This is a genomic window from Corallococcus sp. AB032C (genome assembly GCF_003668935.1).
GTDB lineage: Bacteria > Myxococcota > Myxococcia > Myxococcales > Myxococcaceae > Corallococcus > Corallococcus exiguus.
In genome coordinates this window covers 32,969-49,986 of record NZ_RAWP01000076.1, presented here as the reverse complement: position 1 = coordinate 49,986, position 17,018 = coordinate 32,969, and the positions used below count along the sequence as shown (strand labels likewise).

Sequence of the window (17,018 nt, the reverse complement as noted above, 5' to 3'; positions counted from 1 at the left end):
CCTGGAAACCCCCGGGTTTCAGCGGACCGCGTTGCGCGGCGCGCCCTTGCGCGCGGGGGCCGAGGCCTTGCGCTTGGGCAGGATGCGGGTGACGGAGCCGGGGCGGCGGGCCACCGCGGCGGCGCGCTCCTTCTCCTCGGCGGCCTTCAGCGCCGCGGCGCGCACGGCCAGCTGCTCCGCCTGCTGCGCCCAGCGGCGCTTGAGCGCGTCCCTCAGGCCATCCGTCTGCAGGTCCACCTGCGCCTGGTTCAGCCGGTAGTGCAGGTCCTCGCGCAGCGTGCCCCGGGTGAGGGCGGCCATCGCGGTGCCGGACACGCCCACCACCACCTTGGGCCGCTCCTCCTGCATCTGGAGGCAGCGCAGGATGAGGCCCTGGGCGTCCAGCGGCAGCTTCCCCGCGTCCGCGATGAACACCACGCCGTTGGGCTGACGGAGCGCTCCGGCCAGCTCCGAGCCCTGGCGCACCTCCGTGAGCGGGACGCCGAAGTTGCGCGCGGCTTCCTCCGCCCAGGCCCTGCGCTCATCCTCGGTACCTCCGTGGATGATCAACGATGCACGGTTGGAGACGAGGTCCTCTTCTCGATAACCGCGAAGAGCCACGGGATGCCCTACCCTTCTGGGAAAGCGGGTCCTCCCAAAGTCTAACGCCCTCCAGGGTCGCCTGTTCAATCCCTTACGCGTGGGAAAAAAACAGGGACCCGTTCCGCGAGCAGCCCGTCCACTGGACGCCCGTTCCCGGGTCAAACGGAAGGCACCACCATCACGGGCCGGCGGCAGCGCAGCACCAGCTCGCGCGCCACCGCCTCCTCCAGCACGTCCGGAGCCACTTCACGGCGGGCGGACGTGCCCACGCACACCAGGTCCACGCCCTCGCGCTCCGTGGCCTGGCAGATGGCGCTGGCGACGTCGTCGCCGCTGACCCCCTCCACGCTCCAGTGCACCGCCCGCGCGACCGTGTCCCCAGGCACCTGCGCCCAGAGCCGGTTCAGCACCCGGTCCCGCTCGCTGTCCGGCTCCGGGAGCACGCCGTGGAAGTCCCGGGGGCCCCGCTCGCGGCCCCGGAGCCGGTGCACGTGCAGCAGGTGCACGCGGCCGCCCGGCCCCACCAGCGAGCACGCCTGCGCGATGGCCTGTCCGGAGGCGAGGGTGAAGTCCACCGGCACCAGCGCGCTCCGGGGCGGAGGAAGCCGGCGAGGTTCGCGCGCTCCGGGAGGGATGCACGCCACGGAGCGCTCCGCGTGGCGCAGCACCCCTTCCGACACGGAGCCGTGCCACAGCCGCTGCACCCCGCCGCGCAGGTGCATGCCCACCACCGTCAGCTCCGCGCTGCGCGCATGAGCCACGTGCAGCAGGTGGTCCGCCGGGCGGCCATATCCGGGCTCCAGCACCACCTCCAACCGGCCCTCCCCCTCCAGGTCACCCAGGCGCTCGCGCACCTCGCGCTGGAGCACGCGCTCCACCAGCGGCTCCAGCCCCTCCATGGTGCGCTCGCGCGCGTCCAGCCGCTCCACGTGCACGGGGGTGTGGACGCCCAGCCGCTCGCGCTCCTCCAGCGGTGAGCACACGTACGTGGCCAGCACGTCACACCCGCCCACGCGCCGCAGCTCCCGCAGGAAGGTGATGGCCGCGTCGGACGTGGAGGAGCGGGGGTCCACCCCCACCATCACCAGCAGCCGGCGCCGGCCGCGGGCCCAGTCCAGGAGCGCCGTGTCCCGGCGCACCGCCAGCACCGGGGCGCAGCCGTGGCGGGCCAGGCGCTCCGCCAGGGACGTCTTGCGCCAGGGGGACGTGCGCCAGCCCTCCGCGGCCACCACCACCAGCCGGGCGCTGCGGCACTCCTCGTCCCCCAGCAGCGTCTCCACGGAGGCACCCCGCTGCATGCGCGGCTCCACCATGCCCGCGAGCGGCCTCAGGCGCGCGGCCTCCGCGGCCAGCCCGCCTTCCGCCGCGGACAGGGCGTCCGGGGCCTCCGCGTCAGGCACTTCGTCATCCACCCCCAGCAGCAGCAGGGGCTCTCCCAGGCGGCCGGCGAGCGTCGCCGCGACGGTGGCCGCGTGCGCGGCGTCGGCGGACAGGTTGGTTGCGCAGATGATGGCCATGGCGGGGCCCCCCGAGGAGGCGATGCCCGCTGGAGCCTCCCCTCGCCACGAAGGATGCGCACGCCGGACGCCCGGTGGCGTGCGGCCCGTGCATGCCGGCCTGCCTGCCCACCAGGGAGGGGCGTCCCGGCGGCGGGGCCCTCCCTAGCGCAGGAGCTGCTGGTGCCCGTCGTGGTTGGTGTGGTCCTGGTTGTCGCCCACGCCGCCGCGCTGGTTCTCGCGGCCGAAGCTGGACAGGAACACGCCCTGCGCGCTGCTCGCGTAGTGGTACGGCCGGCCCCAGGGGTCCAGGGGCACTGCGTGGAGGTAGCGGGGCACCAGCAGCGCGTCCAGGTCTCCCTCCTCCGGCAGCTGCCCCCCGTGGTCCGCGCGGTAGCGCTCCAGCGCGCCCAGGATGAGGGTGAAGTCGGCGTGGATGTGCTGGGCCTGCTCGGGGTCGCGGTGGCGGAAGGCGGTGAGCACCAGGGCCACGACGAGCGCCACCACGAACACCACCGCCACCCAGGGCAGCGGGGAGCGGCGGGACTTCTCGGGGACGGCGGACGAGGCGGGAGTGGCGGCCATGGCCCATCCACCCTACCGCGTCAGAGGGCGCGGTAAAGCGGCACCGGCTGCTGCTTGCCCTTCAAGCGCACTGGCGGCAGGTCCTCGAAGGCGGTCTCGTTCGCGTCCACCAGCTCGCGCGTGCGCTCGCCCACCAGGATTTCCCCCGGCCCGGCCAGCGCGCACAGCCGCGCGGCCACGTTCACCGCGTCGCCGATGCAGGTGTACTCGGCCCGCATCGCGCCGCCGATGTTGCCGGACACCACCACGCCCGAGTTCAACCCCACGCCCAGCTCCAGCACCAGGGGCCGGCCCTCGCGGCCGTGGGCCACCCACTCGGCCTCCGCCACGGCGCGCAGCTCCGCCACGGCCTCCATCATCATCTTCGCGCACTGCAGGCCCCGGAGCGCGTCGTCCGGGCGGCCCACCGGCGCGCCGAAGACGGCCATCAGCCCGTCGCCCAGGAACTTGTCCAGCGTGCCGCCGCAGGTGAGCACCGCGTCCGACAGCCGGCCCAGCACCTGGTTGAGCACCGCCACCACCTGCTCGGGAGGCAGGCTCTCCGCCAGGCCGGTGAAGTTGCGGATGTCCGCGAACAGCACCGTCACCTCGCGCTTCTCGCCGGCGAGCACCGCCGCGTCCGCGCTCTTGAGGATCTCCTCCACCACCGCGTCGGACGTGTAGCGCGCGAACAGCTTGCGCATGCGCTCCGTCTCGTCCGTGCGGCGCACCACGCTCTCGATGCGGGCCGCCAGCTCGTCCATGGACGCGGACTTGTTCACGTAGTCGTCCGCGCCCGCGCGCAGGCCGCGCACGCGCTCCGCCTCGCGGTCGTTGGCGGTGAGCATGATGACGGGGATGGCGCTGCGAGGGCCCTCCTTCAGCCGCCGGCACAGCTCCACGCCGTCCAGCCCCGGCATCTCCAGGTCGCTCAGCACGATGGCCGCCTGCAGCCGCCCCATGCCCTCCAGCGCCTCGTAGGGGTCCTGGAAGCAGAGGACCTCGTAGCCCAGGGCCACCAGCCCCTCCTGCACGAACGCGCACGCCAGGGGGCTGTCGTCCACCACCACCACGCGGCGGCGCCCCTCCGTCGCGGGACGTGGCAGGTCCTGCCGGCCGACGATGCGGTTCTGCACGCCCAGCGCTTCGTAGATCTGCTTGTACGTGCAGTGGCCCAGCTCGACCAGGATCTCCCCCAGCCGCCGCCCGTCGCGCCGCTGCCGCGCCAGCGCCTCGTCCAGCTGCGCGAGCGTCACGTACTTGAGCCCCACCAGCAGCTCGCCCAGGGGCGGCTGCGCGGGCCCCTTCTCGTGGTTCAAGCCCAGGGCCTCTCCCAATGCGTCCTGAATCTGCTCGCGCGACACGTAGCCCAGGGAGATGAGCGCCTCTCCCACGCGCTGTCCGGTCAGGGCCTGCAGCGCGAGCGCCTCCTGCACCTGCCCCGGCGCGACGACGCCCAGCTTGAGCAGCAAATCACCGAAGAGGGGGTTCGATGCACTCACGCGGAAGCCTCCGTCACGCACACCCGTGCGCGGGAGCGTAGCGCAACCCCGGCCGCCGCGAAGCCCTCACCCCGTCTTCCCCTCCTCCGCGTCCCCCACCCGACGAGACCGTCGTCCCTTCGGACGGTCCACGGGAGCGCCGCGCGGCGTTCCTGGCCGGCTCGCCGTCAGTGCTCGAACATGCGGCCGAAGGCCATGACGATTTCCAGGATGATCAACGCGACGATCATGATTTCCAGGACGTGCGAGCGGTCGATGTCCACCTCGCCCTTGAGCAGGCCATAGGTCTGCGCGAGCAGCTGTTGCTTGCGCGTGACGGAGGCCTGCCACGCGGGGATGCGCAGGCGGCGCACGGCGCCCTCGTAGACCTTGGCCAGGTAGAAGTCGCCGATGATTTTCAGGCTGTTCTCCACCCGCTCCACGAACTCGTTGAGGTCCACGAGCGTGCCCAGCGTCTCGCGCGCCAGGTTGCGGTACGGGCTGCGGAACAGCGTGAGCCAGCCGGGCTTGCGCGCCTGCACCTCGTCGTGGATGCGCGCGATGTGCTTGTCCAACCGCTCGTCGTAGTAGCGGAACTCCAGGAGTTGCGCGTTGGCGATCTCCAACAGGTCCGGGATGTCGCGCGAGCCGGACGGCTCGTAGACGAACGCGCTGTTCCAATCCACGACGACCAGGTCATGGGCGGTGTAGCTGAAGCGCACCTGGGTGACGGCCTCGCGCTCGCGCGGCGCGAGCGGCGCGGCGGTGCTCTCTCCCAGCAGGAGCCGCGCGATGTCCGCGCGCTGGAACAGCTCCTCCGCGGAAGGGTCGCCCTGGATGCGCTCGGCGAAGATGACGGTGTAGCTCTCGCTCTGGTCCCAGAGGTGCGGCCCCTGCACGGCGGAGGCGATGGTGCGGCGCACGCCCTCCACCAGCTCCCGCGCCAGGTCCTCCAGGGCATGGCTGTCATAGAGCTCATCCGCGACCTGGGTGAGCGTCTCCCAGGTGGTGCCGGGAGCGACGGGGACGCGCAGGATGATGGACGCGGCGCCGTGGTCGAACAGGCGAGCGGTAGCGTCCACTGTGACAGGACCGTCACGCAGCGCGAGCGGCCTGCGGCCCAGCTCGTAGACGACGGGCGGGTTGGGCAGCTGGATGTACTGGCTGTTTTCGCGCGACAGCTTCAACCGGCGCGAGTCCTCCGTGAGCGCCTTGCGCGCGCGTTCCAGGTCTATCTCCTCCGCGATGTCGAACGTGCGGTAGCAGAGGATGTGGGCCTGTTCGAAGAGCAGTGTCATTCCGGCGGGCGCGGACATGGTGCGGAGGAGCCTACTCCGCGATGTCCTCCCACAAGACGCGAAGTTCCAGCGCGAGCGCCTCGAATGGCTCCGCGTGGACGGTCTCCTCGTCCACGTAGGTCCCCAGCAGCAGGTAGTGGCCGCCCTCCAGCCGGAAGACCTCCAGCGTGTGTTCGCGCGGGTCCACCAACCAGACGTGTTTGACGCCCTCCCGGGCATAGATGGGCAGCTTCCGGAAGCGGTCCAACCGGGACGTGGACGGGGACAGCACCTCACACAGCCAATCAGGCGCCATCGTGAAGCCCACGACGTCGGGCACCCTGGGCATCCGCTCCCGGCGCCAACCCGCGAGGTCCGGCACCAGGACGTCCTTGCCCAGATGCAGCTCCGGCTCGGTGAGGATGATCCACCCTCCGGGCCCCCCACGTCCCCGGTCGAAGGGAGCATAGAGCTCGCCTCCCAGATGCCACGCCGCGACGGCATGCCGCGATGCAGGCCGGGGGCTCGCGTACAGCTCCCCGTTGACGATCTCCCCCACCTGGTTCGAGGGGAGCGCTTCCAGGTCGGCGTAGGTGGCGGGCTTTCGGGTCATCTCTGGGACGAACAACCTAGCAGGTAGGGACATGCCCGGACACTCTCATGCCCGTCTGACACGTGTACCCCGGCGGCCGGGAGCCCCGGAAGGCCCCCGGGCCTGAAACATTTCCATATGTTTCACTCAGTCACCGCCGCCCTCGGGCAGCTTGATGCCAATGCCACCCGGGCCCTCGCCGTTGTCCGGCAGGTTGCCAATGTGGCCGGGCGTGGGGACGGGGCGGTCTCCCGCCTGACGCTTGTTCTTCTGTTCGTCTTCCGGAAGCTGCGGTTCCTTCCGGGGGCTTTCGTGCTCACCCATGGTGGCTCCTTCGCACGTTGAGAGGATTTGACCTCTCCCAAGCTAGGGAGCCCGTGCCCCGGCTGGCACCCCGTCCCTGCCGGCCCGCGGAGCATGCGGGGACACGAGCGGGGCGGATGGGGGAGCTCAGGCGCCCCGGGGCTTCGCGGGCGGCGTCAGCACCGTGCGCACGTCCCACAGCTCCGGGAAGAAGCGCAGGTCCAGCGCCTTGCGCAGGAAGCCCACGCCCGACGAGCCGCCCGTGCCCTGCTTGAAGCCGATGATGCGCATCACCGTCATCATGTGCCGGTAGCGCCAGAGCTGGAACCGCTCCTCCGTGTCCACCAGCTTCTCGCACATCTCATACGCGTCCCAGTGCTTCTCGGTGTCCTCGTAGATGCGCCGGAACACCTCCATCACCTGGGGGCTCTTCTCATACGGCTGACGCCAGTCGCGCTCCACGTGGCTTCTGGGAATGTCATGGCCCATGCGCGCCAGGTGGCGCAGGAATTCGTCGTAGATGCCCGGCGACTCCAGCAGGCGGTCCAGCTCCGCGTGCACGCCCTGCACGTGCTTGAAGGGCCCCAGCGCCGCGTCATCCTTGTTGCCCAAAAGGAACTCCAGCGCCCGGTACTGGAAGCTCTGGAAGCCTGACGCGTGGCCCAGCGTGTCGCGGAACTCCAGGTACTCGTTGGGCGTGAGCGTCTCCAGCACGCTCCACTGCTCGAAGAGCATCCGTTGGATGTGCGCGACGCGCGCGAAGATCTTGAACGACGGCTCCAGCCGGTCCGCCTGGATGTAACGGATGCAGGCGGACAGCTCGTGGATGAGCAGCTTCATCCACAGCTCGCTCGTCTGGTGCTGGACGATGAACAACAACTCGTCGTGATGGGGAGGCTGGGAGCGGGGCACCTGCGCGGACAAAAGGCGGTCCAACTGCAGGTAATCGCCATAGGTCGTCCGGCCCGCGAGGTCCGTGACGATTCCAGGCTCCAGGTCGCGTTTGTTCATGGCCCGGGCACTCATGCACACCAACGCCCTCGCGGCGCAAGCACATCCTCCGCGCGGTCAATCCTGCCACGTGCTTCCAGACGGAAGGGCGTGGTCTACCTGTATGCCCGGGCCGGGGCGACTGAAACTGCTTAAGCGTTCTTCTGAGCGGCTTCCGCGAGCGCCTTGGAGGCGGCGCGGCCACGGGGCAGCTTGATGTCCTCCACGCTGTTGGGGTTGGCGTAGTCGGACCACTCGGAAGGACGGCGGTTGGTCTTCTCCAGCATGCGCAGCTTCTGGTAGTGCGCCGCGCAGTAGCCCTTGGTGCGGCTGGGCTTGCCGCAGCCCTTGATGGCGCACTCACGGGCGCCGCCTTCCGTCACCGCCGGCTTGCGACCCCGGCGCTTGCCACCCGCCGCCACCACCGGCGCGCTCACCGACGGACGACCCGCCGGGCGACCCACGGGACGACGACCGGGCTTGCCGGCCGCGGGCGCGTTCGCGCCGAAGAGGGGGCCCACCACCTGAGCCAGGGGCGCCAGACGCTCGGCCACGCTGCGCAGCGCATCCAGGTCCGCCGTGCCCGACTCCAGACGAGACACCACGTCGCGCAGGGGCTTGAGCTGCACTTCAATCTCGTTGCGAATCATCTCGCGGAACGCCTTGTCAACTGACATTTCGACCAATCCTCGGTTTAAGGGGGGAGCATTGCCTTGGCGTGAACCGGCACGCCCAAGTACCAATACCTTCCAGAAAGGCAATTGTCGAAGGAAGCGATAAAAAGTTGTGACGCCACTGCGTATCAGCAGGCGAGAAAGGCCCGGGAAATGGGTCTCGGCGACGCTTTCAGGCGCTTCTCACGCATCCCAATGCAGGGGTTCCAACAACGCTCCGCGACCCGGGGCGGGGGGGTGCTGCGAGCGATCCAGCAGTTCCTCGTACGTGAGTGCGAGGTCGTGTCCCAGTTCCTCCAATTCCTCCGCGTCTAGAGACGCGGACAGGCGGGGGAGCACCCCGTGTTCGGTGGCCTGCACATGCGCCACGACCTGATCCTCCAGCGTGAAAAGGCGCGCCTGCCACTCGACGCCGCGAGGCGTCAGCTCCTGCAATTCCTCCATCAGCTCACGCAGGGTGAGGTGGTCCTCGGCCTCTTCGCGGGCGCGGGTGCGGCCCTCCACGCGTGTCAGCAGCGGATGGACGCAGCGCTCCTCCAGGCGGGAGTGCAGGCGCAGGAGGCGGGCCAGGGCCTCCTGACCGTGAGTCATTTCCTCCGCTTCCGCCTCCGAAGCCAGCCGCGCCAGCAGCTCCTCCAGCTCGCGATGTTGATGCAGGAGGATGTCGAATGGGCCGGCCATACCCCCAAGCATCAGCACGGCGCCGGGGGCAGACAACCGCACCCATCCCCCCGCCGGGAAAGGCAGCCTGCTGGCGTGCATGCCCTTTTCCGGTGATTGCGGCGGTGGAGCCCCTGCCTGGCCGCCTGGTATCAAGGTGCCGGTTCGCGAGGGCGGCTGCATCTTGGCTCCACCGTGGAAAACCCACTCGTAAGCGTCCGGCAGGCCGTGTTCCGTTTCGCGGAGGGCGGCGCCGCCCTGTCCGCGCGCTATCACCGCGCCCGCCTGGTGGGAGCTGAACATTTGCCCAGACATGGGCCGTTGCTGCTCGTGGGCAATCACGGTGTCTGGGGATACGAGACCCCCGCCTTCTTCCACCTCCTGCACCGGGCCACGGGGCGCTATCCGTTGGGGCTGGCGGAGCGGGGGTTCTTCAAGATTCCCCTCGTGCGCACGGTGTTGCCCTGGCTGGGTGGGGTGGAGGGGACGCGGGAGAACGCGCTCCGGTCGCTCCAGGAGGGGCAGCTCGTCGTCTGTTATCCAGGCGGCGCGCGGGAGACCTTCAAACGCAGCCAGGGCCGCTACCAGCTCCGGTGGGAGAGCGCGCTGGGCTTCGTCCGGCTGGCCATGCAGGCCGGGGTGCCGGTGGTGCCCTTCGCCGGCTTCGGGGTGGATGACACCTTCTTCTGGCCTCCGGACGAGGACCGGTGGTGTGTGCGCCTGGCCGTGGAGGACAAGTACCGCATTCCGTTGGTGATGGGATTGGGCCCCCTGCCGCTGCCAGTTCAATTAACCTTCGCCGTGGGTGAACCCCATGAACCGCCGCCGTCGGGTGCTTCGGAGTCACGCGTGCGAGCCTTCCGCGACCGCGTGGCCGCCAGCGTCCGGCGCCTGCTGCTGAGGGCCTGCCATGCTTGATACCGCCTCCACTCGCGTCCCCGCCCCGCCCCGCCCGCCGCCGCGGGTGCCGGACGTGGAAGACATCCAGCGCGGGTATGAACGGCTGGACTGCGAGGAGCGCGTCGTCCGGGGCACGGCGGTGCGGCTGTTCACCTTCCCTGGGGGCAACAGGGATGTATCACGCACGGTGGTCTGTCTTCCGGGGCTGGGCGCCAGTGGCCGGTCGTTCGCGCCCATGGAGCCGCTGGCCCAGGCGTGGAACCTGCTCCTGTGGACGCCGCCGCTGAAGACACCCGCGACCCATACGCCGCTCCAGTGGAACCTGTCGGTGCTCAACCACCCGGAGGCGGGGCTGCCGGAGCGCTTCGCGCTGATGGGGTCCTCCTACGGCAGCCTGCTGTCCATCGCGTATGCGTTGGAGCACCCCCAGCGGGTGAAGGCGCTGGTGCTGGTGTCGCCGGTGGCCAGCGTGCGGAAGATCCGGAGGCTGGCGTTGACGCTGTCCACGCTGGTGCGGGCGCCCCGGCCGCTGGCGTATGTGTTCGCGCCCACGGTGGCGCGGGTCATGGGAGGCCGGTGGCTGCCGGCGGAGGGGCGGGCGGAAATCGTGCGCGAGGCCCGGCGCATTTCGCCGCTGGAGCTGATGCGGCGGCTGCGTGACATCCTGGCCGCGGACTTCCTGCACCGGTTGCAAGAGCTGCGCGTGCCCACGCTCGTCATCGAGGGGGGCCGGGACCTGCTGGTGCCGCCCGCGGCCGCGCGCGACGTGGCGGCGCATGTGCCGGGCGCCCGGCTGGAGTTCCTGGAGGCGGCCAGTCACCTGCCGTACATGAGCCACCCGGAAGCGTTCAATGAACGCGTGTCCGACTTCCTCTCGCGGCACCCTGACTGAACAGGCGTTATCTCTGGTCGCGGGGGGAACACATCCACATGACCACGGCCGCAGACCAGCTGTCCCGCTCCGCGCTGCTGTTCCTGTCGCGTCAGTCCAACCTGAAGGACGTGGCCACGCGGCTCAAACCCTTTCGCCAGCTGGCGTCCCGCTTCATCGCGGGAGAGACGCTGGAGGAGGCGGTGGACGCGGTGAAGGCCCTCACGGCGAAGGGGCTGATGGCCAGCTTCGACCATCTCAACGAAGCGGTGCGCTCACCCCCGGAGACTCGCGACGAGGTGAAGCAGTACCTGCGGTTGCTGGCGCGCATCGACCAGGTGGGCGTGCGGGCCAACGTGTCGATGAAGCTCACGCAGTGCGGTCTGTTGTTCGACCGGAACCTGGCGCTGCAGAACGCGCGGGCGGTGGTGGCGGACGCGACGGCGCGGGACTCGTTCGTGCGCGTGGACATGGAGGAGAGCGCCGTCACGCAGGCGACCCTGGACATCGTGCGGGATTTGCACTCGGAGTTCAGCGAGCGGCACGTGGGCGCGGTGCTCCAGAGCTACCTGCGGCGCACGGAGGAGGACGCGAAGGCCCTGTGCGCCGAGCGCGTCCGCATCCGGCTGTGCAAGGGGGCCTACCTGGAGGGTTCCGACGTGGCGTTCCCGGACAAGAAGGACGTGGACGCGAACTACGTGCGCTGCATGCGCATCCTCCTGGACAGCGGCGTGTATCACGGCATCGCCACGCATGATGAGCGGATGATTGACGCCACGTTGGAGTACGCCGCGCGCCGGCATCTGCCCAAAGGGGCCTTCGAATTCCAGATGCTGTATGGCATCCGGCGCGACCTCCAGGAGCAGCTGGCGAAGGACGGCCATCCGGTGCGTGTCTATGTCCCGTATGGGAAGCACTGGTATCCCTATTTCATGCGCCGGCTGGCGGAGCGTCCGGCCAACCTGTGGTTCGTGATGCGCAACCTGATGAAGGGGTAGGCCATGAGGAATCCATATGCCGCGGCGTATGTCGCCGGAGCGGTGGGCACCGGTGCCCTGGGCATGTTGGTCGCCGTGCGCAATGCCTCGCTGGGCCGTCCGCCGCCCTACTCCGCGCGCGACATCGCGCGGCACGTGCTGAGCCGGCTGTTCGGACGGAAGCTGTCCCGGCGGGAGGCGGCGGACTGGGCCTTCGCGCTGCGCGCGGGCTATGGCCCGCTGCTGGGGATGGGCTGGGGCCTGGTGCGAAGGCGCACGTCGAAGGGGTCCCTGCCGCACAGCGGCGTCCTGCTGGGCCTGGGCGTGCTCGCGTTCGAGCGCATGGCCTTTCCCCTCTTCAAGGCGACGGCCGCGGAGAGCACCTGGTCGCGCGCGGAGCACGCCTGGCTGTTCGCGCAGACGGCGCTGTTCGGCGTGGTCACCGAGGCGACGATGCGCTGGCTGGTGACGGAGGAAGAGCCCGCGCTCCAGGCGAACGCAGGCTGAAATCCCAGGCGGAGGCGAACATCTTCGCCTGCTCCACGGTGATGTGCGGCGGCAGGGGCGGCACGTCCGGATCCACCCAGGCCTCGAAGACGACGGGCCGGTCCGCGGCCAACGCTTCATCCCACGCGGCGGCGACGCGGTCCGGCCGGTCCACGCGGAGGCCCTTGAGGCCCAGGGACTCGGCGTATTTCGCGTAGGGGAAGTCCGGCAGCTCCTGCGACGCGGCGTACTTCGGGTCGCCGGCCATCGCCCGCTGCTCCCAGGTCACCTGGCCCAGGTCGCGGTTGTTGAGCACCAGGACGATGAGGCGCGGGTCCTTCCACTCCTTCCAGTACTTCGCCACGGTGATGAGCTCCGCGTTGCCATTCATCTGCATGGCGCCGTCGCCCACCACCGCGAGCACCGGGCGGTGCGGGAACGCGAACTTCGCGCCCAGGGCGTACGGCACGCCGCAGCCCATGGTGGCCAGGTTGCCGGACAGGGACGCCTTCATCCCCTGCCGCATCTTCAAGTCGCGCGCGAACCAATGGGTGGAGCTGCCGGAGTCCGCCGTGAGGATGACGTCCACGGGCAGCTTCGGGGACAGCTCCCAGAACACGCGCTGCGGGTTGAGGGGGTTCGCGTCGTTCATGGCGCGCGCCTCCAGCACCTTCCACCAGCGCGCCACGCCCTTCTCCACGCCCTCGCGCCAGCTCCGGTCCTCCTTGCGCTTCAGCTGGGGCAGCAGCGCGCGCAGCGTCTCCTTCGCGTCGCCGACGAGCCCCACCTCCATGGGGTAGCGGATGGAGAGCATCCGGCCGTCCAGGTCGACTTGAACGCCGCGCGCCTGGCCCTCCGGCGGGAGGAACTCCGAGTAGGGGAAGCTCGTCCCCACCATCAGCAGCGTGTCGCAGTCCTGCATCAGGTCCCAGCTGGGCTTCGTGCCCAGCAGGCCAATGGAGCCCGTCACGAAGGGCAGCGCGTCCGGCAGCACCGTCTTGCCCAGCAGCGCCTTGGCCACTCCCGCGCCCAGCCGGTCCGCGACCTCCATCACCTCGACCGCCGCGTTCATGGCACCCGCGCCCACCAGCATCGCCACCTTCTTGCCCGCGTTGAGGACGTCCGCGGCGCGGCGCAGGTCCGCGTCCTGTGGAATCACTCGAGGGGACGCGTAGCCCACGCTGGAGTGCACGGTGCCGTGCTTGCGCGCGGGCGGTTCGTAGGGCAGCTCCTGCAAGTCGTTGGGCAACACCAGACACGTCACGGTGCGCTCGCACCGGGCGATGCGCACGGCGCGGTCCAGCGCGTGGCGGACGGCGGAGGGCGCGGTCACCATGGTGACGTACTCGCTGGCCACGTCCTTGAAGAGCGTGGTGAGGTCCACCTCCTGCTGGTAGTGCCCGCCCAGGGCCGTGCGCGCCTGCTGGCCGACGATGGCCACCACGGGCTGGTGGTCCAGCTTCGCGTCGTAGAGGCCGTTGAGCAGGTGGACGGCGCCCGGGCCGGAGGTGGCCATGCACACGCCCACCTCGCCGGTGAACTTCGCGTGCGCGCAGGCAGCGAAGGCGGCCATCTCCTCGTGGCGGACCTGCACGAACTGCATCTCCGAGCTGCGCCTCAGCGCGCCCATCACGCCGTTGATGCCGTCGCCCGGGTAGCCGTAGACGCGGCGCACGCCCCACTGGATGAGGCGATAGACGAGGTAGTCGCTGACGGTGGCGCTCATGCGCGAGGCTCCTGGGAAGGGGGAGGTCCCTCGGACATCAAGCTGGTGACCGCGGTGTGCCCTGGAGCCCGGGGGCATCCGGGTGCCTGTTCCGCCCTTCCGTGAGCGGGCCTGCGTGCGGGCGGCTACTGCCGCTCGGGGCCTTCCGGTTCGCGCCGGTGCCGCTGGCCCTTGTCGTGGGCGAGCTCCGGGCGCTTCTCCGCCAGCCAGGCGATGGCGTGGGCGGAGCTGGGGATGGTGAGCATCAGGAACGCGGCGACGAGCAGCCCTCGCAGCAGAAGCCAGCCGTCCGCCGTCGCCAGCGTGGCGCCGATGATGACCAGCGCTCCGCCGAAGGGCACCGCGCCCGCCGCGTGCACGCGCGTGAGCACCGAGGGCAGCCGGTACATGCCGATGATGGCGGCGGTGATGAAGCACAGGCCCAGCGCCACCAGGCCGTCGGCCAACCACTGCACCATGGCGGACATCATCGGCCGTCCTCCTCGTCGTGGAAGGTGCGGCCGTGGTGCAGGAAGCGGGCGCCGGCCACGGTCTGCACGTAGGAGAGCAGGGCCAGCACCAGGGCCGCGTCCAGGTAGCCGGCCTCGCCGCGTGTCGCGCCGTACAGCGCCAGCACCGCGCAGATGACCAGGCCCAGGGTGTCCACGGACATGAGCATGTCCGCCGAGGACCGCTGGCGTGAGGCCAGCAGCACCAGCGCTCCCAGCAGGCCCACCATCCACACGATGGCCAGGGTGAAGAAGGTCTCGTGCATCCGGGCCGCCTCCCTACGGAAACACCGCGCGCTGGTAGCGTTGGTAGAAGTTGTCCTGCTGCCGGATCAACCTGTCCGGATCCGACGCGTCCAGCGCGTGCATGCGCATCACGCGCTTCTTCCAGTCCAGCTCCAGCAGCACCGTGCCTGGGGCCAGGGACATGATCCACGAGGACACCTGCACGCCGCGCGGGGTGCGCTCGCCCATGGGGACCTCCACCACGCCCGCGTGATTCGCACGGTCGGCGGGGCCGAAGATGACCGTGATCACCTGGAAGCAGCTCCGCGTCACCAGCACGGCCAGGGCCCAGCCGAAGCGGGGCAGGTGCAGCGTGCGGCGCCAGTGCTCGCGAGCACTCAGGACCGGCGGCAGGCCCGCCAGGGGGAACAGGCGCATCACGCCCAGGGACAGCACCGCGCCCAGCGTGAGGTCCACCGGGTGGAAGCTGCCCACCATCAGCGCGTACAGCAGCGTCAGGGACAGCGTGGGCACGAGGGTGCGCGGGCTCACGGCAGCGTCCCCAGGCCCTGGATGGCGTCGCGTCCGGCGCGCAGCAACGGCTCCGGCCAGAGGCCCGCGGCGATGAGCGCCAGGGACAGCGCGTACACCACCGCGCCCGTACCCCGGTGCAGGGCCGCGCCCTCCCTCAACCACCGCTCGCGCTGGTAGGCGCGGAAGAGGGCAAGCAGGGACAGGGCGCTCGCCAGCACCACCAGCCCCGCGAGCCAGGCATGCCCCTGCTCCAGCGCCGCTCGCAGCAGCCAGGCCTTGGACCAGAAGCCCGCGGTGGGCGGCACTCCCGCCGTGCTGAAGGCCGCCACCGAGTAGGCTCGGCGCGCCCGCTCGCCACCCCGGTCCTGCGCCAGGAACAGCGCCGTCTTGTCCACGGAGCCCGCCAGCGCCAGCGCCACCGCCGCGCACAGGCCCTCGCGGCCCTCCAGGCTCAGCGCGGCGATGATGAGCCCTGCGTGCGAAATGGACGCGTACCCGAGCACCTCGCGCGTGTCCCGCCGGGAGAGCGCCAGCACGGAGCCGTAGAGGATGCTCGCCGCGCCCAGGATTTCCAGCAGCGGCCGGGCCTGCGCCAGCACCTGCGGCATCACGTCCACGCCGAAGCGCAGCAGCCCATAGCTGCCGATGTTCGCCAGCGCTCCCGCGAGCAGCGCCGCCACCGTGGGGCCCGCGTCCCGGTACACCGCGGGCGCCCAGAAGTGGAACGGGAAGAAGCCCAGCTTCACCCCGAACGCGCACAACAGCAGCGTGCCCGGCACCAGCAGCGCGAACGGCGGCCCCGCCTGGCCCCACGCGATGATGGACAGCATGTCCAGCGTGCCGGTGGTCAGGTACAGCATCACCACCGCCGTGAGGAACAGCGTGGACCCCATCAGGTTCACCACCACGAAGGTGAACGCGGCGCGCAGGTTCCGGGGCTTCTCGCCATACGACGCCAGCGCGAAGGCGGACGTCATCGCCAGCTCGAAGAAGACGTAGAAGTTGAACGCGTCCGACGTGAAGAACACCCCCGTGAGCCCCGCCCCCATGAAGACCACCAGCGCGGGGAAACTGCGCGTGGTGATGCCTCCGGCCACGTGCTCGTACACGAGCGTGCCCAGCAGCACCGCCGTGGACACCAGCGCGAACACGATGGACAGCTGATCCGCGCGCAGGCGGATGCCCACGCCCACGGGCCAGTCCCCCGTGACGAACTGGGGCGCCTGCGCGCTCCATGCCTGGGGCAACAGCCACGCCGTGCACACGAGCGTGCCCGCGAGCCCAGCGATGGCCAACCACGCCACCCACGCGCGGCGTCCATCCAGGAACGCCAGCACCGTGCCCAGCACCCACGGCAGGAGCAGCGGACCCCAGAGCGGCATCAGGTCCCCTCCTCCTTCTCCACGGCGTGCACGCGCTTGAGCTCCGCCTCCACCAGCCGGTCCGTGCGCAACGAGCCGTGCGCCCGCTGCGTGCGGTGCACCAGCGTGAGCAGCAGCGCGGACACCGCGAAGCCGATGACGATGGCCGTGAGCGCCAGCGACTGGAGCACCGGGTCCGTCACCGGCCAGCCGGGCTGCACGCTCAGCGCCTCGCCGCGCTCCGGGAATGAGCCCGCGAGGATGAGCAGGACGCTGGAGTTGGTGATGAGCACCGTGCCGCACGCCACGCGCACCAGCTCGCGCTCCAGCACCATGCGCACGCCGCACGCGAACAGCAGGCCCACCACCAGGGACGCGATGAGGATCATGACCCGGACTCCTCCTGCGCTCCCGTGCGCAGGGCGAAGCGGTCGATGACGGTGACCACCAGCCCGAAGACGATGAGCATCAGTCCTCCCTCGAAGATGAGCGCGGTGTGCAGGTGGAGGCCTCCCACGCCCAGCTCCGGTTGGTCCGGGCGGGGGAAGAGGCTCATGGGTGTGTAGCCCGCGAGCACGGGCAGGAACGCCGTGCCCACCACGAGCAAGAGCCCCACGCCCGCCAGCGGCGCCGCGTACCGCACCGCCACGTAGCGCCGGGCCTGGTCCCGGCCCACCACCACGTACTGGAGCAGCACCGCGAGGCCCGCGAGCGCCCCGGCCGGGAAGCCTCCGCCCACCGACGCGCCGCCCTTCAGCCAGAGCGAGAGCGCGATGATCAACGACGGCCACAGCAACAGGCGCGACAGGGGCGGGACGAAGGAGATCATGG

The 17,018-nt window shown here is 70.5% G+C and carries 21 protein-coding genes; 4 read left to right on the top strand and 17 right to left on the bottom strand.

Annotation, left to right across the window (positions count from 1 at the left end; genetic code table 11):
* Nucleotides 1–18: 18 nt before the first annotated feature.
* The 10 genes from D7X99_RS28390 to D7X99_RS28350 all read right to left on the bottom strand — a co-directional run bounded on the left by D7X99_RS28390 (nucleotide 19) and on the right by D7X99_RS28350 (nucleotide 8,640).
* A complete protein-coding gene (locus tag D7X99_RS28390; protein ID WP_147476290.1) occupies nucleotides 19–600 on the bottom strand; it encodes a Fis family transcriptional regulator in 582 nt (193 codons plus the stop codon).
* Nucleotides 601–740: 140 nt separating this feature from the next.
* Nucleotides 741–2,099, bottom strand: a complete 1,359-nt coding sequence (locus D7X99_RS28385; RefSeq protein WP_121780524.1) for a universal stress protein — start codon at nucleotides 2,097–2,099, stop codon at nucleotides 741–743.
* A 144-nt stretch (nucleotides 2,100–2,243) separates the two neighbouring features.
* On the bottom strand, nucleotides 2,244–2,663 hold the full coding sequence (locus D7X99_RS28380; RefSeq protein ID WP_120577728.1) for a type II secretion system protein GspG: 420 nt from the start codon (nucleotides 2,661–2,663) through the stop codon (nucleotides 2,244–2,246).
* Between the two features lie 20 nt (nucleotides 2,664–2,683).
* A complete protein-coding gene (locus D7X99_RS28375) occupies nucleotides 2,684–4,144 on the bottom strand; it encodes an adenylate/guanylate cyclase domain-containing protein (protein ID WP_121780523.1) in 1,461 nt (486 codons plus the stop codon).
* Between the two features lie 167 nt (nucleotides 4,145–4,311).
* Nucleotides 4,312–5,439 (bottom strand): hypothetical protein, encoded by a 1,128-nt coding sequence (locus D7X99_RS28370; RefSeq protein WP_121780522.1) that lies wholly within the window; start codon nucleotides 5,437–5,439, stop codon nucleotides 4,312–4,314.
* 13 nt (nucleotides 5,440–5,452) lie between these two features.
* Nucleotides 5,453–6,013, bottom strand: coding sequence for a Uma2 family endonuclease (locus tag D7X99_RS28365; RefSeq protein WP_121780531.1), 561 nt, complete (start codon nucleotides 6,011–6,013; stop codon nucleotides 5,453–5,455).
* Between the two features lie 126 nt (nucleotides 6,014–6,139).
* Nucleotides 6,140–6,316: a hypothetical protein gene (locus tag D7X99_RS42925; RefSeq protein ID WP_014400762.1), complete on the bottom strand. Its 177-nt coding sequence runs from the start codon at nucleotides 6,314–6,316 to the stop codon at nucleotides 6,140–6,142.
* A gap of 126 nt (nucleotides 6,317–6,442) precedes the next feature.
* Complete coding sequence (locus D7X99_RS28360; RefSeq protein WP_121780521.1) at nucleotides 6,443–7,306, bottom strand: tryptophan 2,3-dioxygenase; 864 nt, start codon at nucleotides 7,304–7,306, stop codon at nucleotides 6,443–6,445.
* A 131-nt stretch (nucleotides 7,307–7,437) separates the two neighbouring features.
* Complete coding sequence (locus tag D7X99_RS28355; protein ID WP_121780520.1) at nucleotides 7,438–7,962, bottom strand: cell wall protein; 525 nt, start codon at nucleotides 7,960–7,962, stop codon at nucleotides 7,438–7,440.
* A gap of 180 nt (nucleotides 7,963–8,142) precedes the next feature.
* Nucleotides 8,143–8,640, bottom strand: a complete 498-nt coding sequence (locus D7X99_RS28350; RefSeq protein WP_233613790.1) for a hemerythrin domain-containing protein — start codon at nucleotides 8,638–8,640, stop codon at nucleotides 8,143–8,145.
* 207 nt (nucleotides 8,641–8,847) lie between these two features.
* Between D7X99_RS28350 and D7X99_RS28345 the strand changes: the two genes are divergently transcribed.
* Genes D7X99_RS28345 through D7X99_RS28330 form a run of 4 tightly spaced genes read left to right on the top strand, consistent with a single transcriptional unit; the run spans nucleotide 8,848 to nucleotide 11,874 of the window.
* Nucleotides 8,848–9,537 carry a lysophospholipid acyltransferase family protein gene (locus D7X99_RS28345; protein WP_233613789.1) on the top strand — a complete coding sequence of 230 codons (690 nt, stop codon included), beginning with the start codon at nucleotides 8,848–8,850 and terminating at the stop codon, nucleotides 9,535–9,537.
* Nucleotides 9,530–10,411: an alpha/beta fold hydrolase gene (locus D7X99_RS28340; protein ID WP_121780518.1), complete on the top strand. Its 882-nt coding sequence runs from the start codon at nucleotides 9,530–9,532 to the stop codon at nucleotides 10,409–10,411. Before D7X99_RS28345 ends, D7X99_RS28340 begins: the two co-directional genes overlap by 8 nt.
* Before the next feature lie 38 nt (nucleotides 10,412–10,449).
* Nucleotides 10,450–11,388, top strand: coding sequence for a proline dehydrogenase family protein (locus D7X99_RS28335; protein WP_121780517.1), 939 nt, complete (start codon nucleotides 10,450–10,452; stop codon nucleotides 11,386–11,388).
* A gap of 3 nt (nucleotides 11,389–11,391) precedes the next feature.
* A complete protein-coding gene (locus D7X99_RS28330) occupies nucleotides 11,392–11,874 on the top strand; it encodes a hypothetical protein (protein ID WP_147476289.1) in 483 nt (160 codons plus the stop codon).
* Here the strand turns inward: D7X99_RS28330 and D7X99_RS28325 are convergent.
* The 7 genes from D7X99_RS28325 to D7X99_RS28295 form a co-directional block, all read right to left on the bottom strand.
* Nucleotides 11,807–13,579: a thiamine pyrophosphate-requiring protein gene (locus D7X99_RS28325; protein ID WP_233613788.1), complete on the bottom strand. Its 1,773-nt coding sequence runs from the start codon at nucleotides 13,577–13,579 to the stop codon at nucleotides 11,807–11,809. The two genes, D7X99_RS28330 and D7X99_RS28325, sit on opposite strands and share 68 nt — an antisense overlap.
* Nucleotides 13,580–13,704: 125 nt before the next feature.
* Entirely contained in the window at nucleotides 13,705–14,049 is a 345-nt protein-coding gene (locus tag D7X99_RS28320; protein ID WP_121780515.1) for a monovalent cation/H(+) antiporter subunit G, read from the bottom strand.
* On the bottom strand, nucleotides 14,046–14,333 hold the full coding sequence (locus D7X99_RS28315) for a monovalent cation/H+ antiporter complex subunit F (protein ID WP_121780514.1): 288 nt from the start codon (nucleotides 14,331–14,333) through the stop codon (nucleotides 14,046–14,048). Before D7X99_RS28315 ends, D7X99_RS28320 begins: the two co-directional genes overlap by 4 nt.
* 13 nt (nucleotides 14,334–14,346) lie before the next feature.
* Entirely contained in the window at nucleotides 14,347–14,844 is a 498-nt protein-coding gene (locus D7X99_RS28310) for a Na+/H+ antiporter subunit E (RefSeq protein WP_121780513.1), read from the bottom strand.
* The gene (locus D7X99_RS28305) at nucleotides 14,841–16,208 is read right to left on the bottom strand and encodes a complex I subunit 5 family protein (protein ID WP_121780512.1); all 1,368 of its coding nucleotides are present in this window, start codon (nucleotides 16,206–16,208) and stop codon (nucleotides 14,841–14,843) included. Before D7X99_RS28305 ends, D7X99_RS28310 begins: the two co-directional genes overlap by 4 nt.
* Nucleotides 16,208–16,576, bottom strand: coding sequence for a sodium:proton antiporter (locus D7X99_RS28300; protein ID WP_121780511.1), 369 nt, complete (start codon nucleotides 16,574–16,576; stop codon nucleotides 16,208–16,210). Before D7X99_RS28300 ends, D7X99_RS28305 begins: the two co-directional genes overlap by 1 nt.
* Nucleotides 16,573–17,016, bottom strand: a complete 444-nt coding sequence (locus D7X99_RS28295) for an MnhB domain-containing protein (protein WP_121780510.1) — start codon at nucleotides 17,014–17,016, stop codon at nucleotides 16,573–16,575. The genes D7X99_RS28300 and D7X99_RS28295 overlap by 4 nt, the downstream gene beginning before the upstream one ends.
* Nucleotides 17,017–17,018 lie beyond the last annotated feature (2 nt).

What these genes read in the sequence shown, in the direction of transcription:
- D7X99_RS28365 (WP_121780531.1), bottom strand. Translation starts at nt 6,013, where the DNA reads ATGACCCGAAAGCCCGCCACCTACGCCGACCTGGAAGCGCTCCCCTCG.
- D7X99_RS28320 (WP_121780515.1), bottom strand. Translation starts at nt 14,049, where the DNA reads ATGATGTCCGCCATGGTGCAGTGGTTGGCCGACGGCCTGGTGGCGCTG.
- D7X99_RS28380 (WP_120577728.1), bottom strand. Translation starts at nt 2,663, where the DNA reads ATGGCCGCCACTCCCGCCTCGTCCGCCGTCCCCGAGAAGTCCCGCCGC.
- D7X99_RS28330 (WP_147476289.1), top strand. Translation starts at nt 11,392, where the DNA reads ATGAGGAATCCATATGCCGCGGCGTATGTCGCCGGAGCGGTGGGCACC.
- D7X99_RS28355 (WP_121780520.1), bottom strand. Translation starts at nt 7,962, where the DNA reads ATGTCAGTTGACAAGGCGTTCCGCGAGATGATTCGCAACGAGATTGAA.
- D7X99_RS28335 (WP_121780517.1), top strand. Translation starts at nt 10,450, where the DNA reads ATGACCACGGCCGCAGACCAGCTGTCCCGCTCCGCGCTGCTGTTCCTG.
- D7X99_RS28305 (WP_121780512.1), bottom strand. Translation starts at nt 16,208, where the DNA reads ATGCCGCTCTGGGGTCCGCTGCTCCTGCCGTGGGTGCTGGGCACGGTG.
- D7X99_RS28385 (WP_121780524.1), bottom strand. Translation starts at nt 2,099, where the DNA reads ATGGCCATCATCTGCGCAACCAACCTGTCCGCCGACGCCGCGCACGCG.
- D7X99_RS28295 (WP_121780510.1), bottom strand. Translation starts at nt 17,016, where the DNA reads ATGATCTCCTTCGTCCCGCCCCTGTCGCGCCTGTTGCTGTGGCCGTCG.
- D7X99_RS28370 (WP_121780522.1), bottom strand. Translation starts at nt 5,439, where the DNA reads ATGTCCGCGCCCGCCGGAATGACACTGCTCTTCGAACAGGCCCACATC.
- D7X99_RS28350 (WP_233613790.1), bottom strand. Translation starts at nt 8,640, where the DNA reads ATGGCCGGCCCATTCGACATCCTCCTGCATCAACATCGCGAGCTGGAG.
- D7X99_RS28300 (WP_121780511.1), bottom strand. Translation starts at nt 16,576, where the DNA reads ATGATCCTCATCGCGTCCCTGGTGGTGGGCCTGCTGTTCGCGTGCGGC.
- D7X99_RS42925 (WP_014400762.1), bottom strand. Translation starts at nt 6,316, where the DNA reads ATGGGTGAGCACGAAAGCCCCCGGAAGGAACCGCAGCTTCCGGAAGAC.
- D7X99_RS28360 (WP_121780521.1), bottom strand. Translation starts at nt 7,306, where the DNA reads ATGAACAAACGCGACCTGGAGCCTGGAATCGTCACGGACCTCGCGGGC.
- D7X99_RS28325 (WP_233613788.1), bottom strand. Translation starts at nt 13,579, where the DNA reads ATGAGCGCCACCGTCAGCGACTACCTCGTCTATCGCCTCATCCAGTGG.
- D7X99_RS28315 (WP_121780514.1), bottom strand. Translation starts at nt 14,333, where the DNA reads ATGCACGAGACCTTCTTCACCCTGGCCATCGTGTGGATGGTGGGCCTG.
- D7X99_RS28340 (WP_121780518.1), top strand. Translation starts at nt 9,530, where the DNA reads ATGCTTGATACCGCCTCCACTCGCGTCCCCGCCCCGCCCCGCCCGCCG.